This window comes from Weizmannia sp. FSL W8-0401, from assembly GCF_038009125.1.
Lineage (GTDB): Bacteria > Bacillota > Bacilli > Bacillales > Bacillaceae_C > Weizmannia > Weizmannia coagulans.
The window spans coordinates 2,019,112-2,034,307 of the sequence record NZ_JBBPAG010000001.1 but is presented as its reverse complement, the minus strand read 5'-3'; the positions used below and the strand labels follow the sequence as shown (position 1 = coordinate 2,034,307).

General features: G+C 48.6%; 15 protein-coding genes and 1 tRNA gene. 13 read left to right on the top strand and 3 right to left on the bottom strand.

The window, feature by feature from the left end; translation table 11 throughout:
- Nucleotides 1-290 precede the first annotated feature (290 nt).
- A complete protein-coding gene (locus NSU00_RS09955; RefSeq protein WP_013859856.1) occupies nucleotides 291-743 on the top strand; it encodes a MarR family winged helix-turn-helix transcriptional regulator in 453 nt (150 codons plus the stop codon).
- Nucleotides 744-753: 10 nt separating this feature from the next.
- Entirely contained in the window at nucleotides 754-1,563 is an 810-nt protein-coding gene (gene racE / locus NSU00_RS09950; protein ID WP_013859855.1) for a glutamate racemase, read from the top strand.
- On the opposite strand, the gene NSU00_RS09945 is transcribed toward racE, so the two are convergent.
- Nucleotides 1,543-1,710, bottom strand: coding sequence for a hypothetical protein (locus NSU00_RS09945; RefSeq protein ID WP_340703626.1), 168 nt, complete (start codon nucleotides 1,708-1,710; stop codon nucleotides 1,543-1,545). The two genes, racE and NSU00_RS09945, sit on opposite strands and share 21 nt — an antisense overlap.
- Nucleotides 1,711-1,854: 144 nt before the next feature.
- Here NSU00_RS09945 and NSU00_RS09940 point away from each other — a divergent pair, with 144 nt between their 5' ends.
- From NSU00_RS09940 to NSU00_RS09925, 4 genes are all read left to right on the top strand, one after another.
- Nucleotides 1,855-2,895 (top strand): GerMN domain-containing protein, encoded by a 1,041-nt coding sequence (locus NSU00_RS09940; RefSeq protein ID WP_019720892.1) that lies wholly within the window; start codon nucleotides 1,855-1,857, stop codon nucleotides 2,893-2,895.
- Between the two features lie 106 nt (nucleotides 2,896-3,001).
- Nucleotides 3,002-3,610, top strand: a complete 609-nt coding sequence (locus NSU00_RS09935; RefSeq protein WP_019720891.1) for an XTP/dITP diphosphatase — start codon at nucleotides 3,002-3,004, stop codon at nucleotides 3,608-3,610.
- Complete coding sequence (locus NSU00_RS09930; protein WP_019720890.1) at nucleotides 3,607-4,116, top strand: metallophosphoesterase family protein; 510 nt, start codon at nucleotides 3,607-3,609, stop codon at nucleotides 4,114-4,116. The genes NSU00_RS09935 and NSU00_RS09930 overlap by 4 nt, the downstream gene beginning before the upstream one ends.
- Before the next feature lie 244 nt (nucleotides 4,117-4,360).
- Nucleotides 4,361-4,434: transfer RNA gene (locus NSU00_RS09925), tRNA-Arg, on the top strand.
- An 82-nt stretch (nucleotides 4,435-4,516) separates the two neighbouring features.
- On the opposite strand, the gene NSU00_RS09920 is transcribed toward NSU00_RS09925, so the two are convergent.
- Entirely contained in the window at nucleotides 4,517-4,813 is a 297-nt protein-coding gene (locus NSU00_RS09920) for a hypothetical protein (RefSeq protein ID WP_013859847.1), read from the bottom strand.
- A 135-nt stretch (nucleotides 4,814-4,948) separates the two neighbouring features.
- Here NSU00_RS09920 and NSU00_RS09915 point away from each other — a divergent pair, with 135 nt between their 5' ends.
- From NSU00_RS09915 to yihA, 7 genes are all read left to right on the top strand, one after another.
- Nucleotides 4,949-5,392: a YndM family protein gene (locus NSU00_RS09915; protein ID WP_340703625.1), complete on the top strand. Its 444-nt coding sequence runs from the start codon at nucleotides 4,949-4,951 to the stop codon at nucleotides 5,390-5,392.
- Between the two features lie 139 nt (nucleotides 5,393-5,531).
- A complete protein-coding gene (locus NSU00_RS09910; RefSeq protein ID WP_019720887.1) occupies nucleotides 5,532-6,524 on the top strand; it encodes a tetratricopeptide repeat protein in 993 nt (330 codons plus the stop codon).
- 163 nt (nucleotides 6,525-6,687) lie between these two features.
- On the top strand, nucleotides 6,688-7,974 hold the full coding sequence (tig, locus tag NSU00_RS09905; RefSeq protein WP_017553805.1) for a trigger factor: 1,287 nt from the start codon (nucleotides 6,688-6,690) through the stop codon (nucleotides 7,972-7,974).
- Between the two features lie 368 nt (nucleotides 7,975-8,342).
- The gene (gene clpX, locus NSU00_RS09900; RefSeq protein ID WP_029142254.1) at nucleotides 8,343-9,611 is read left to right on the top strand and encodes an ATP-dependent protease ATP-binding subunit ClpX; all 1,269 of its coding nucleotides are present in this window, start codon (nucleotides 8,343-8,345) and stop codon (nucleotides 9,609-9,611) included.
- 291 nt (nucleotides 9,612-9,902) lie between these two features.
- Nucleotides 9,903-11,540, top strand: a complete 1,638-nt coding sequence (gene lonB, locus NSU00_RS09895; protein ID WP_013859842.1) for an ATP-dependent protease LonB — start codon at nucleotides 9,903-9,905, stop codon at nucleotides 11,538-11,540.
- A gap of 42 nt (nucleotides 11,541-11,582) precedes the next feature.
- On the top strand, nucleotides 11,583-13,907 hold the full coding sequence (gene lon, locus NSU00_RS09890; protein ID WP_019720885.1) for an endopeptidase La: 2,325 nt from the start codon (nucleotides 11,583-11,585) through the stop codon (nucleotides 13,905-13,907).
- Entirely contained in the window at nucleotides 13,904-14,488 is a 585-nt protein-coding gene (yihA, locus tag NSU00_RS09885; protein WP_017553800.1) for a ribosome biogenesis GTP-binding protein YihA/YsxC, read from the top strand. Before lon ends, yihA begins: the two co-directional genes overlap by 4 nt.
- A 179-nt stretch (nucleotides 14,489-14,667) precedes the next feature.
- Here the strand turns inward: yihA and NSU00_RS09880 are convergent, their stop codons facing one another.
- Nucleotides 14,668-15,162, bottom strand: a complete 495-nt coding sequence (locus tag NSU00_RS09880; protein ID WP_019720884.1) for a LiaI-LiaF-like domain-containing protein — start codon at nucleotides 15,160-15,162, stop codon at nucleotides 14,668-14,670.
- Between the last annotated feature and the right edge of the window lie 34 nt (nucleotides 15,163-15,196).

Sequence of the window (15,196 nt, the reverse complement as noted above, 5' to 3'; positions counted from 1 at the left end):
TATCCGCACCCGGTGCACGTTCCATCAAGCGCCATTGGCTTGGAACCGCAGCGTGCCGTTTTATTTTACAAAAAATGGAAGGCCGGAAGCTTATTCAATATGCAAATTTTGCCCGGACAGTGTTTTCACAACCGTGCACCGGGCCGCTTTTCCTTCCGCAGCTTTACTTGGAAAGCAATGGAACGAAAGCCTATGTGAAACTCTTTCTTGAAATTTCGGGTGAAAAGGGTCAAAATAGCTTATAGTAAAACAGTCATCACCGTATTTTTGAGAGAGGGGCCGCTTTGGACATGGAACAGCAACCATACATACATGATCCGGAAGTTGTGGCACAGATTGAAAAAGATTTGCGTTACATATCCGGCATTGTCAAGCAAAAGGGCCGTGAATTATTAAGCGATTATAAAATCACGCCGCCGCAGTTTCTGGCGCTTCAATGGCTTTTTGAAGAAGGCGACATGACGATCGGGGAACTGTCGAACCGGATGTATCTGGCTTTCAGCACAACGACGGACCTGATTGACCGGATGGAAAAAAATGAACTCGTCAGACGCGTAAAAGATCCGCATGACCGGCGGGTTGTCCGCATTCATTTACTGGAAAAAGGGCGGGTATTAATCGGCGAAGTGATCCGGAAACGGCAAGCTTACCTGCAGGGTGTGCTGAGCCATTTTTCACCGGATGAGCTGGTCAAATTAAAAAGCAACTTGCTGCAGTTGCATCAGGAAATGAAGACAGAATGAGGCGAGAAGTTTGAATGCACCAATAGGCGTGATTGATTCGGGGGTTGGCGGCCTGACCGTGGCAAAGGAAATGATGCGCCAGCTTCCGAATGAGACCATTTATTATGTGGGCGACACAGCACGATGCCCGTACGGACCGCGGCCGGTGGAAGAAGTCAAAAAATTCACCTGGCAGATGATCCGTTTTCTGATGGACAAACAAATTAAAATGCTGGTCATCGCCTGCAATACGGCTACGGCAGTGATTTTGGACGAAGTCAGGGAAGAGCTGAAGATTCCGGTTCTCGGCGTCATTTATCCCGGCGCGCGGGCCGCTTTAAAACATACAAAAAATTTCCGGATCGGCGTGCTCGGCACGGTCGGCACGATTAAAAGCCAGGCGTATGAACGGGCGTTAAAAAGCATCAATAAAAAAGTCAGGATTACAGCGCTTGCCTGCCCGAAATTTGTCCCGCTTGTGGAAAGCGGCCAGTACAACAGCCCGATTGCCAAAAAAATTGTCGCCGAAACCTTGTATCCGATCCAAAATTGCGGCATTGACACAGTCATTCTCGGGTGTACCCATTATCCGCTCCTCGGGCCGATTATCAAAAACGTGATGGGCGCGGGCGTTTCGGTCATCAGTTCCGGGGAGGAAACCGCGCGCGAAGTAAGCACGCTTCTTTACTTCCACGACCTTTTTAATATGGAAGACACGCGGCAGAAGCACCGCTTTTACACCACCGGCTCGAGCAAAATATTTGCCGCGCTTGCATCAGACTGGCTTGAACAGGATATTACTTGTGTGGAAACCATTCAATTAGGGGAGACGCTCTCCTGATTGGATGGTTTTTTGTTTTGCCTTAGCCCAAGTCCGCATAGAAACGGCAATGGCCGACATGGTTGCGGATTTTGTTAAACAGATGTTTTTAAACATTAATATTTCGTGCATATCAAGCGTTTCATGGACGCCCAGTGTCTGGTCCAAATCAATCTCTCCTGTTCAGCTGTATTTTTATTATGGAAAAGCGTGCCGTTTTTATTCTGCCCCGGAAATTTTTGCATGTCCGGTCTAAATTTGCGGAAAGCCAGTATACATAGTAGTACAAACAGTCTTCGGGAGGGGAAAGGGATGGCAAAAAAGATAAAGGCAGCCGGCAAGTTTGCCCTGGCGCTTGCGGCATGCGGCATCTGGATCTCGGGTTGCAGCCTGCTGCCTGAGAAGCAGCCGGAAAAAATCGATCCGCATCAAAGTGTTTCTGTAAAAGATGGGACCAAACAAACCGCAACAGCAAAGAAAGGGCAGGTGCTGACAGAACTGTATTTGATTGACAAAAATGGTTATGTCGTTCCGCAAACGATCGCCTTGCCTGAAAGCAAAAGCATTGCAAAACAGGCACTGGAATACCTCGTGCAGGACGGCCCGGTTTCCAATTTGCTGCCGAACGGCTTCCGCGCGGTGCTTCCTGCGAATACGCAGTTGTCGGTAGATGTGAAAGACGGTTTGGCGACGGTCGATTTTTCGGGGGATTTTAAAGACTATCAAGCGCACGATGAACAAAAAATATTGGAATCGGTCACATGGACGCTGACCCAGTTCGACTCCATTCAAAAAGTCTCGCTTAAAATGAACGGCAAAAAACTGAAGGCGATGCCGGTTGCAGGGACACCGGTAAGCCCGGGCGGTTTGACAAGGGAAGCAGGCATCAATACAGATACAAAGTATGTTGCCGATATTACAAATACCCATCCGGTCACCGTTTATTATTTGGCGGAAACAGGCGGACAAAGCTATTATGTGCCGGTAACAAAGCGTGTTGCGAACAGCAGCAAGGACGATGTGGCAGCAGCGGTTGAAGAACTGGTCAAAGGTCCTTCCCCGGGTTCCCATCTTGTGTCCGGATTCATGGACGATGTCAAACTGAAGAAACAGCCGGAAATTGCAAACGGGAAAGTGACGCTTGATTTTAATAAAGAAATTTTAGGGAGCCTCGATAAAAAGATGATCTCAAACGAAGTGCTGGAGCCGCTCGTCCTGACGCTGACAGAGCAAAAAGGGATTAAAAGCGTTGCAGTCGAAGTGGACGGCAGTACAAAGGTTGTTACGGAAGACGGAAAATCGGTTTCAGAACCGGTGACAAGGCCGGAAAAAGTCAACACGGGTAGTTTTTAGCATCGTTTTTTTGTTATACTATAGAATATGAGACAAAAGGGGTAGCCAGACTACCTCTTATTTGTATCGTGCATACATACTACATTTCCGGTAAAGGGGGAGAAAATTGGCGGCTGTTTTAATTGCAACAAAAAACAAAGGCAAAGCAAAAGAATTTGCAGCTTTATTTTCCCGGTTCGGGCTCGAGGTTAAAACGCTTTTGGATATGGAAGGCGCACCGGACGTAGAGGAAACGGGGAAAACGTTTGAAGAAAATGCGATTTTAAAAGCGGAAGCGGCGGCCAATGCATACGGCATGATGGCGATTGCCGATGATTCGGGGCTTATGATCGATGCGCTTGGCGGCAGGCCGGGGGTTTTTTCTGCACGCTACGCAGGGAAAGAGAAAAATGATGAGGCAAACATCGATAAGGTGCTTTCCGAGCTTGAAGGGGTACCGAATGAAAAACGTACAGCTTCTTTCTATTGTGCACTTGCGGTTGCGCGCCCCGGAAAAGAAACATTTACGGTTTCCGGAACGCTTCAGGGAAGGATCACGCGGGAAAGGATCGGAGAGAACGGATTCGGGTACGATCCCATTTTTATGCTTTCGTCCGGAAAAACGCTTGCCCAGCTTTCTGCCGAAGAAAAAAATAAAATCAGCCACCGTGCCCATGCACTGGCGAAACTTTCGGATGCACTGTATTCGATTTTAGGGGAGGAAGGCAAAAAATGAAACTGCTGATTGCAAGTGACAGCCACGGACTTACGGAAGAGCTGCTCGAGCTTAAACGGCGGTACGTTGGGGAAATGGACGCGATGATCCATTGCGGCGATTCGGAGTTGCGTGCGGACGAGGAGGCCATCCGGGACTTTTTAACCGTGCGCGGCAATTGCGATTATGAGCGGAAATTTCCGCTTGATATCACGAAAGAAATTGGGGACAGCAAAATATTTGTCACCCACGGCCACCATTATAATGTAAAAATGACCCTGTTGAATTTGTCTTATAAAGCAAAAGAAGTGGGGGCGGATTTTGTTTTTTTCGGGCACTCCCATATTCTCGGTGCCGAGCTGATTGAAAATACTCTTTTCCTGAATCCCGGCAGCCTTTTGATGCCAAGGGGCAGGACGGAACGGACGTATGCGATTGTGGAGAAAAACGGAAATACGATCCGTGTTTCATTTTATACGGACAAGCACCGCGAACTTGAGGATTTACGCCAGGAATTCTCGTTATGACGCCGGGAACTCCGGCTGCAGAGCAAGGCGGGTACGAAGCCGGGCCAATCCGGTTGCGGAAACCGCTGCCTGCTGCTGCACCCGCCCGTTGCAGGAAAAAATCGTGTTTTTTTTCAAATTCATGATTGACATTTGCCCACCTGCTGATTAAAATGAAATATGTTCGTAACAAACCTTATAAGGTTTGTTTTCAAGTGATTTTTGATTGAAATGGAAAATATTTGACAACAAACCATTTTAAAGTGTCCCAGTAGCTCAGCAGGATAGAGCATCGGCCTTCTAAGCCGCAGGTCGGGGGTTCGAATCCCTCCTGGGACGTAGCGTATAACCGCAAAAAGGCCGGGCAGCAGGGATTTTCCCTTGTTGCCCGGCCTTTTGTGTAAAATGGCGGAAAGAGCAGTTATGATTTTTGCCCTTCTTTTTCCAGTTCTTTCATTTCTTTATGGGTTTGCGGAAATCCGTTTGCGATCCATTCGGAACGGTATGTGGAGTCCAGCTGTGTAAGTCCTTTTTCTTCCGGCACTTTGTCTGCATCCACACTTTCCATCCGGTCGATTTTTTTGCTGTTTCTCATATCCGTGTCTTCCCAAGTTTCAGCCGAATCTTTTTGCCGTTTGTTGCAAGCGGCCATGGCCAGCACGGCTACCCCGGCGGAAAGCAAAGTGCCTGAAATCAGATTCATCGTTGACCTTTTCATCGAATCCCTCCGTCATGTGTAGACTTGTTATAGCTTTACCCCTTTTTTCTTCTTTTAAATCATCACAATATGTTTCAATCCTTTTTCATTTGGACAAACTATAAGTAAAACTGCCTGTTTAAGGGAGGAACTGGAATGCGGAATGCAATGGTTTTACTGGCAAAATTTATCACGTGCATCGTCGCTTTTGCGGTTGCGCTTGACTTCTTTTTCTATGCGACGATCACAGATATTTTATCGTTCAGCCTGCTTGTAACAATTGTGTCTTATGTTGTCGGGGATGTGCTCCTTTTACCGCGCATCGGGAACTGGAAAGCAACAGTTGTCGACTTTTTGCTTGTTTATGTCAGTGTCTGGATTTTCGGGAACGTGGTGCTTGACAATTATTTGCAAATTGCATGGGGCAGCATCATTGCCGCCTGCCTGATTTCGGCTGCGGAAGTATTCGTGCACAGGTTTTTGCAACATGATGCCCCAAGCGGCGAAAAAACGGCAAAAAGGCAAAACCAGCGCCTTGCTTACGGCACGGAAATGGCTGAGGAAGAGGACATTCACGATATCAGGCCGGATAAGAAATAAGCAAGCCGGACACGGAAGCTTTATGGCTTTCTGTGTTTGGCTTTTTTCATAATGGAAAGCCCCCCGGCAGTATAATCCCTTTGCAAAAAAACCGGTTCATGCTACACTAGTGACGATCTAAAAAAAGGCGGAATGGACAATGAAAAACGGAAAAAGCAATGTGGTGCCGTTCCCTCGTCTGAAAGAACGCCTCTTGGAGCGGGGACTCGAATCCATCAGCCAAAAAGAATATAAAGAAGCTGCCGCGCTGCTTCGCCAGGCACGCCGGCTTGACCATGACGATGGGGAGATCGGGACCGCCTACATGATTGCACTCTATGAAGCCGGCGATTATGAAAGAGCGAAAGAACAGGGCAGGCAAATGCTTCGTGAAGGAACCGGCGATTACTTCGAAATTCTCGATCTGTTTCTCATGATTCTTGTGCAGCTCGGTGAACATGAAGAAATCAGCAGCACCCTGCATGCCCTGCTGGAAGAAAAAGAAGCCCCGCCGGACAAGCTGGACCATTATGAAAAACTGCTCGCTTTCAGTGAAAAGCGGATGCAGATGCCAAAACCGGAACAGGAGCCCGGGCAGACAGGCCGCAAACTTTTTGAAACCGAGAACCAGGAAGAACAAATCTTGCGGGTTTCGCATCTGGTGCATGAAAATATACGCCCGTATCTCGATGAAATCCGGGCGTATATCCGGGATCCGGACGAACATCCGTTTATCCAGACCCTTTTGCTGAATGTTTTAAAAGAACAGGGGATCACGGATGAATTCGAAGTGCAAAAACTCGGCAAGGCTGGCGCCGTAAATCCCGCGCATCTTTTGCCGATTTTTGAAACGCAGCTGTACAATCTTTTGATTACGCGGCTTTCAAGGGATGTCGAACAAAAAAATCCGACCCTTTTTGCCCAAGTTAAAACGGTTTTGGATCGGCACTTTTTCCTGCTGTATCCGTTTGAACCGGAGCCGGAAGATCCCTCGCTGTGGGCGGCTGCCTATTACAGCATGGGCCTGAAGCTTTTCGGGCAGGAAGCGTATTTGGATAAAATCGCGATGTACTATTCGGTGGAGCCGGATGCGCTGCTTGAGGCCGTCCGCTATCTCGAAAGCCTTGAGGAAATTTCTTTGCCGAATCTGTAGGCTCATCATTGAAAGACAAAAAAGCTGTGTTATAATTAAATGGTTGTAAACTGTCTTTTTTCAATCCGTATTTGAAAAAAGCAATAGACAAGGGAATCAGGAAACAGACCCGGTCTATTTCCTATTATTACATTATTATTTATAGATTGTTGGAGGGAAAGGTATGTCAGCAAAATGGGAAAAAACTGAAGGAAACCAGGGGATCCTGACAGTTGAAGTAGATGCTGAAACGGTTGATAAAAGTCTGGATAAAGCCTTCAAAAAAGTAGTAAAACAAATCAATGTCCCGGGTTTCCGGAAGGGGAAAATCCCGCGTCCTTTATTTGAAAAACGTTTCGGTGTGGAATCTCTTTACCAGGATGCACTGGATATGATCGTGCCTGGCGAATACGAAAAAGCGATCGAAGAAACCGGCATTGAACCGGTCGATACGCCGAATATTGATGTCGAACAAATGGAAAAAGGCAAACCGTTAATCTTTAAAGCGACTGTTACCGTGAAACCGGAAGTAAAACTTGGCGAATACAAAGGCCTTGAAGTCGAAAAACCGGATACAGAAGTAACGGACGAAGACGTGGAAGAAGAATTGAAGAAACTGCAGGAACGCCTTGCCGAACTCGTGATCAAGGAAGACGGCGAAGCGGAAATGGGCGACACGGTTGTCATCGACTTCGAAGGATTCGTTGACGGCGAAGCGTTCGAAGGCGGATCTGCGGAAAACTATTCGCTTGAACTTGGGTCGGGCAACTTCATCCCGGGTTTTGAAGAACAATTAGTAGGCGTAAAAACCGGCGATGAAAAAGAAATCGAAGTCACTTTCCCGGAAGAATACCATGCTAGTGAACTTGCAGGCAAAAAAGCTGTTTTCAAGGTAAAAGTCCATGAAATCAAAGCGAAACACCTGCCTGAACTGGACGATGAATTCGCGCAGGATGCGGATGACGAAGTGGAAACGCTGGATGCATTAAAAGAAAAAATCAAAAAAGACTTAAAAGAATCGAAAGAACATGCGGCAAAACACGCGGTTGAAGATGCAGTGGTCGAAAAAGCAGCGGAAAATGCGGAAATGGACATTCCGGAAGCGATGATCAATACGGAATTGAACCGCATGCTGCAAGAATTCGAACAAAACCTGAGTGCCCAGGGGCTGAACCTTGAACTTTACTATCAGTTCTCCGGCCAGAATGAAGAAGCGCTCCGCAATCAGATGAAAGAAGATGCGGAAAAACGCGTCCGCTTTAATCTGACGCTTGAAGCGATTGCCAATGCGGAAAAGCTTGAAGTATCCGATGAAGAAGTGGATGAAGAACTGAAACGCATGTCCGAAATGTACGGCATGCCCGTTGAAGATATCAGGCGGGTGCTCGGTTCTACGGATGGCATCAAAGCCGATCTGAAAGCGCGCAAAGCGATCGATTTTCTTGTGCAAAACAGCAAAACTGTTGCATAATATAAATAGAAATACAAGGCACGGCACTGGCTCGTGTCTTGTTTTCTAACCTGCGGGCTGTGCCAAAAAAATACATAGAAGCCTATACTGTAAGAGAAGCGCACCAGAAACTTAGCGGTGCAATTTTTCAGGATGGAGAAGAATATTTGTCTGGTTTTTGGGAAAATCTGGAGTAGACAGGAATTTTACATATGCATGGAGAATGATATAAGCAGTTTATTTCCTGCCACCATAGTTTTGTGATACAATCCATATACAAATCACAGCAAAAGGGGTTTGTATAATGGTAAGCGGGAGTCATGAAGGGTTCCTGTTATTTCAGGAACTGCCAATGGAGTGGAAGAAGTACAATATAAGGGGTGAATGGAATGTTCAAATTCAGCGATGAAAAACAGCAGTTAAAATGTTCTTTCTGCGGAAAATCGCAGGACCAGGTGCGAAAATTGGTCGCTGGTCCGGGTGTGTATATATGTGATGAATGCATTGAATTGTGCACGGAAATTGTTGAAGAGGAATTTGGCACGGAAGAAGAAGTGGAATTCAAAGACATTCCGAAACCGCATGAAATCCGTGAAATTCTTGCGGAATATGTAATCGGCCAGGAACAGGCGAAAAAATCGCTTGCGGTTGCCGTATATAACCATTATAAACGGATTAATTCCAACAGCAAAATTGATGAAGTAGAGCTGGCAAAAAGCAATATTTGCTTAATCGGGCCGACGGGGAGCGGGAAAACGTTGCTTGCGCAAACGCTGGCACGCATTTTGAATGTGCCGTTTGCGATTGCCGATGCCACATCGCTGACGGAAGCCGGCTATGTTGGAGAAGACGTCGAAAATATTTTGTTAAAGCTGATCCAGGCGGCTGATTATGATGTGGAAAAAGCGGAAAAAGGCATCATCTATATTGATGAGATTGATAAAATTGCCCGTAAATCGGAAAACCCTTCGATTACGCGCGATGTTTCCGGTGAAGGCGTGCAGCAGGCGCTCCTGAAAATTTTGGAAGGCACGGTTGCGAGCGTTCCGCCTCAAGGAGGGCGCAAACATCCGCACCAGGAATTTATCCAGATTGACACAACCAATATTCTGTTTATTTGCGGCGGTGCGTTTGACGGCATCGACCAGATCATTAAACGCCGCCTCGGCAAAAAAGTGATCGGTTTCGGCACCGATTTAAAAAATGACGAACTCGATGAAAAATCGCTCCTGAAGCAGGTACTGCCGGAAGATTTGCTTTCTTTCGGGCTGATTCCGGAATTCATCGGCCGCCTTCCGGTCATTGCCACTTTGGAACAATTGGACGAAGAGGCATTGATTAAAATTTTGACCGAACCGAAAAATGCGCTGGTCAAGCAGTATAAAAAAATGTTGGAACTCGACCATGTAGAATTGGAATTCGAACAGGATGCGCTGAAGGAAATCGCGAAAAAAGCGATCGAAAGAAAAACGGGTGCACGCGGCCTGCGTTCCATTATTGAAGGCATTATGCTCGATGTGATGTTCGACTTGCCGTCCCGGGAAGATATTAAAAAATGTATTGTCACAAAAGAATCCGTCCTGGACAAAGAATTCCCGCGGCTTGTGCTGAAAGACGGCACAGTCATTGAAGGCAGCGACCAGACAAAATCGGCATAAATAAAACGGAGCCGGGCTGCCCGCCGGCAATCCGGCGTGAACATTCTTTTTGAGCAGGAACCGGCCTCCGGCAGCAGGGTTAAATTCTCGGTATTGGCACAGCGCCGGCAAAATGAAAAGCGAAGCAGAATAAAGAAGCAAAGGGCGAGCGGTGCGCTTGCCTTTTTTTCTTCCACTTACCCGTTCCCGGTTTTCAGAAATCCCCGTTTATTCCCTCCGGCAGCCGGAGATACTAGGTAAATAAGGAAGCGGCATGATCAGGCTGCAACTGAAATGCTTGGAGGGAATAGGATGAATTGGACGGGGATTGCCTTATTGATCCAGTTATTTTTCGGGGTCATAATCGGGCTTTACTTTTGGAACTTGTTAAAAAGCCAAAAAACACAAAAAATGACGATAGACAGGGAATCGAAAAAAGAAATGGAACAGTTGCGGAAACTGCGGGAAATTTCTTTATCTGTGCCGCTTTCGGAACGCGTCCGCCCGGCAGCGTTCGCGGATATTGTGGGCCAGGAAGACGGCATTAAAGCGCTGCGGGCGGCGCTTTGCGGCCCGAACCCGCAACACTGTATCATTTACGGGCCGCCCGGTGTCGGCAAAACGGCAGCGGCCCGGCTTGTGCTTGAGGAAGCCAAAAAAAATCCGAAATCCCCTTTTCAACACGGCGCTGTTTTTGTTGAACTGGATGCCACAACAGCCCGCTTTGATGAGAGGGGCATTGCCGATCCTTTAATCGGTTCCGTTCACGACCCAATCTACCAGGGGGCGGGCGCCATGGGGCAGGCCGGCATCCCGCAGCCGAAGCAGGGTGCGGTCACCTCTGCCCACGGCGGCGTCCTGTTTATTGATGAAATCGGGGAATTGCACCCGGTTCAAATGAATAAATTATTGAAAGTACTGGAAGACAGGAAAGTTTTTTTGGAAAGTGCGTATTACAATCCTGAAAACCGGGAAATTCCGCATCATATCCATGATATTTTCCAAAACGGGCTGCCTGCGGATTTCCGGCTGATCGGCGCAACGACCAGAACGCCGAACGAAATTCCGCCGGCCATCCGTTCGCGCTGCATGGAAGTGTTTTTTCGCGAACTTGACCGCAGCGAAATTAAACAGGTTGCAAAAAAGGCAGCTGATAAAATCCATATGGCAATCAGCGAAAACGGCCTGGACATTTTGGCGCAATATACCCAAAACGGCAGGGAAGCGGTCAATATGGTGCAAATTGCTGCAGGACTTGCGATCCAGGAAGGACAGGATTTTATCCGGGAGGAGGACCTGGAATGGGTGGCAACAGCCAGCCAGTTGTCGCCGCGCTATGAGAAAAGGGCCCCTGAACAGCCGGCGGCCGGCCTTGTCAACGGGCTTGCCGTAACCGGGCCGAACACAGGGATACTTCTTGAAATTGAAGTGGCGGCCATTCCGGCAAAAGAAAAGGGCAGCGTCAACATTACCGGGATTGTGGACGAAGAGAGCATCGGCGGCGAAGGGAAATCGGTCCGCAGAAAAAGCATGGCGAGAGGTTCCGCCGAAAACGTCATTACCGTTTTACGGACGATGGGTGTGCCCGCTGACCAGTATGACCTCCATGTCAATTTTCCGGGCGGGATTCCGGTTGACGGCCCTTCCGCCGGGATTGCGATGGCATGCGGCATTTATTCCGCCATTTATAAAATTCCTGTTGACCAGACAGCAGCCATGACAGGGGAAATCAGCCTGCACGGCAAGGTCAAACCGGTCGGCGGCGTGTATGCCAAAATAAAAGCAGCAAAACAGGCAGGCGCCAAAACGGTGATCATTCCTGCCGAAAACATGCAGGCCTCATTCAAGGAAATCACCGGCATTGCGATCGTTCCGGTCCGGCAGCTTGAAGAAGTCCTGGATATCGCATTAAAGAAACATTTTAACGACAATGCGCTCATAGGGGGTTAATGGACAGGCCCCCTAAAGACGTATCAAGATAGGGGTGCTGAGATGACAACACAATCCGCATACACAGTTCCTTTGCTTCCTTTACGGGGGATTCTTGTGTATCCATCGATGGTTTTGCACTTGGACGTCGGCCGGGACTACTCTGTACAGGCCCTTGAAAACGCCATGATGCATGGCAGCGAAGTTTTCATGACGACACAAAAAGACGTTTCCATCGAAGAACCAAAACAGGAAGATTTATACCAAACCGGAACGCTCACAAAAGTGAACCAGATGATGAAACTGCAGAACGGGACCATCCGCGTGCTCGTGGAAGGCGTGCGGCGCGCAAAAATTGTATCTTTTGAAGATGAAGGCACCTTCTATTCCGTCGAAGTCGAAACATTTGATGAGCGGTTTCTGCCGGATGCAGAAACGGAAGCGTTGATGCGCACGATGCTCGAATTTTTCAATCAGTACATCAGCCAGTCGAAAAAAATTTCGGGTGAAACCTTCCAAGCGGTCTCCGATATGGAAGACGGGGGCAAGGCGGCCGATATTATCGCATCCCATTTGCCGCTCCGCCTTCCGCAAAAGCAGGACATTCTCGAAACGATTGACATAAAAGAAAGAATTCGAAAGCTGATCGGGCTGATCAAAAATGAACAGGAAATTTTGCAGCTTGAAAAAGAAATCAGCCAGCAAGTGAAAAAGTCGATGGAGCGGACGCAAAAAGAATATTATTTGCGGGAACAAATGAAAGCCATCCAGAAAGAACTCGGGGATAAAGAAGGCAAAACGGCGGAAGTGCATGAGCTGCGCGAAAAAATTCTGAATGCCGGCATGCCCGAGCATGTGGCCAATACCGCGTTCAAAGAATTGGACCGGTATGAAAAAATTCCGGCCGCTTCGTCTGAAAGCGCGGTGATCCGCAATTATTTGGACTGGCTGATCACGCTCCCGTGGTCGAACGCTACAGAAGATGACCTCAACGTCGCAAAAGCGGAAAAGATTTTGAACGAAGACCACTACGGCCTTGAAAAAGTGAAGGAGCGCGTCCTTGAATACCTGGCGGTGCAGCAGCTGACCCGGTCGATCAAGGGGCCGATCCTTTGCCTTGCCGGGCCTCCGGGTGTCGGGAAAACGAGCCTGGCACGGTCAATTGCAAAATCTTTGGGCAGAAAATTTGTCCGCGTTTCGCTCGGCGGCGTGAGGGACGAATCGGAAATCCGCGGCCACCGCAGAACATATGTCGGCGCAATGCCGGGGCGGATCATCCAGGGCATGAAAAAAGCCGGCACGATAAATCCGGTTTTTTTGCTCGATGAAATCGATAAAATGGCCAGCGACTTTCGCGGCGACCCCTCAGCAGCGATGCTTGAGGTGCTTGATCCGGAACAGAACCATGCGTTCAGCGACCATTTTATTGAAGAGCCGTATGATTTGTCGAAAGTGATGTTCATTGCAACGGCCAACGATCTGTCTGCAGTTCCCGGCCCTTTGCGCGACCGGATGGAAATCATTTCGATCTCCGGCTATACGGAATTGGAAAAAATTGAAATTGCCAAGTCCCATCTGCTCCCTAAGCAAATAAAAGAAAACGGGCTTGCCCGCAATCAGCTGAGGGTGGATGCGGAGGCTCTCCGCCTGATCGTGCGCCGCTATACGCGCGAAGCAGGCGTGCGCGGACTGGAACGGAGATTGGCCGAAGTTTGCAGGAAAACGGCGAAAGTCATTGTATCCGGGAAAAGAAAACGGGTCACGGTCTCAGCAAAAAATATCGTTGACTTTCTGGGAAAGCCGCTTTTCCATTACGGGCAGGCCGAAATGGAAGACCAGGTTGGCGTGGCGACCGGGCTTGCCTACACGACCGTCGGCGGCGATACACTTCAGATCGAAGTGTCGCTTTCACCGGGGAAAGGAAAGCTGGTCCTGACCGGAAAACTTGGGGATGTGATGAAAGAGTCCGCCCAGACCGCCTTCAGTTTTGTCCGCTCCAAAGCGGAAACACTCGGGCTTGCGCCGGATTTCCATGAAAAGTATGATATTCATATCCACGTTCCGGAAGGCGCTGTGCCGAAGGACGGCCCTTCTGCCGGGATCACGATTGCAACCGCCCTGATTTCCGCACTGACGAAGCATGCCGTGCATAAGGAAGTCGGGATGACAGGCGAAATCACCCTGCGCGGCAGAGTACTCCCGATCGGCGGATTGAAGGAAAAATCGCTCGGCGCACATAGAGCGGGGCTGAAAAAAATTATTATTCCGAAAGAAAATGAGAGAGATTTGGATGACATTCCGGAAAGCGTGCGCGGGGATCTCCATTTTTACCCGGTCACGCATATGGATGAAGTCATTGAAATTGCCATTGCAGGTGAGGAGAAATGAAAGTAACGGAGGCAGAACTGGTCATCAGCGCGGTGCGGCAGGAGCAATATCCGGAAGGGCATTTGCCGGAAATTGCGCTTGCCGGCCGATCAAATGTGGGAAAGTCTTCCTTTATTAATAAAATGATCAACCGCAAAGCCCTTGCCCGGACCTCTTCCAAGCCGGGGAAAACCCAGACGCTGAACTTTTACAAAATCGAAAACAAATTGTACTTTGTCGACGTTCCCGGCTACGGGTTTGCGAAGGTGTCGAAAAAAGAACGGGAAAAATGGGGCCAGATGATTGAGGCGTACATGACATCAAGAAAACAGCTGAAGACGGTCGTGCTCATTGTGGATGTCCGGCATCCGCCGACAAACGACGACTGTCTGATGTACAATTTTTTAAAGTACTACAAAATCCCGTGTATCATCGTGGCCACAAAAGCCGATAAAATCCCGAAAGGCAAATGGGCATCCCATTTGAAAACGGCAAAAGAAACGCTGAATTTGGAAAAAGAAGACGAAATCATTTTATTTTCATCTGAAACAGGAGAGGGGAAGGACAAAGTGTGGGCTTCCCTGATGGAAAGAATCAAGTGAATAAAAGCCCGGGGCCAATGTGGGCGCCGGGCTTTTCTGCAGGCTTCGGGACCGCATCCGAAATAGTATTTATTCAGCCGGGCTTGTAGCGGCCCCTCCCCGGAATTTGCCGGTGGGAATCGCCTGGCCGTTTTTTTCGGGCGCACGGGCTGTTTGAATGCCCGGCTTTTACGGGCGGGTTATTTCCGCCCCCTTCTTTTCGCAAACAGCAGGTAGACGCCGATAACGACAAGCACGGCCGGCCAGAAATTGATCAGGGAAGAAACATTGTTCTCGACAAGGCCGAACCACCCCATCACTTTATCGGAAAACAGGAGCAGGATGGACAGCACGAGAAACAGCAGGCCGTAAAACGTGCCATCCCCAGTTTTTTGCGAACGGAGCAAAAAACCGATGGCAATGATGAGAACAAAGACCCCGATATTGTCCGGCCAAATTGCGATTTTGCCGGCAAGGTGGAAGTGGAGGCCGAACCCGACGAGAATGACCCCCGGCAAAATCGATTCCTCGTCCCGGCCCCAGTAGCCTTCGCCTAAAAAAGCGAGCCCGACAATGATCAACAGCGTCGGCCATGTAAAGTAATCCTTCATGCCGGTAAGGTCAAAACGCTGCAAATAAAAATACAGGCCGAACCCGATCAGGATAATCGCGGAAAAAATTTTGCGGCTTTTCAATGGGACACACTTCTTTCCTTCAATCTAGTTGCTT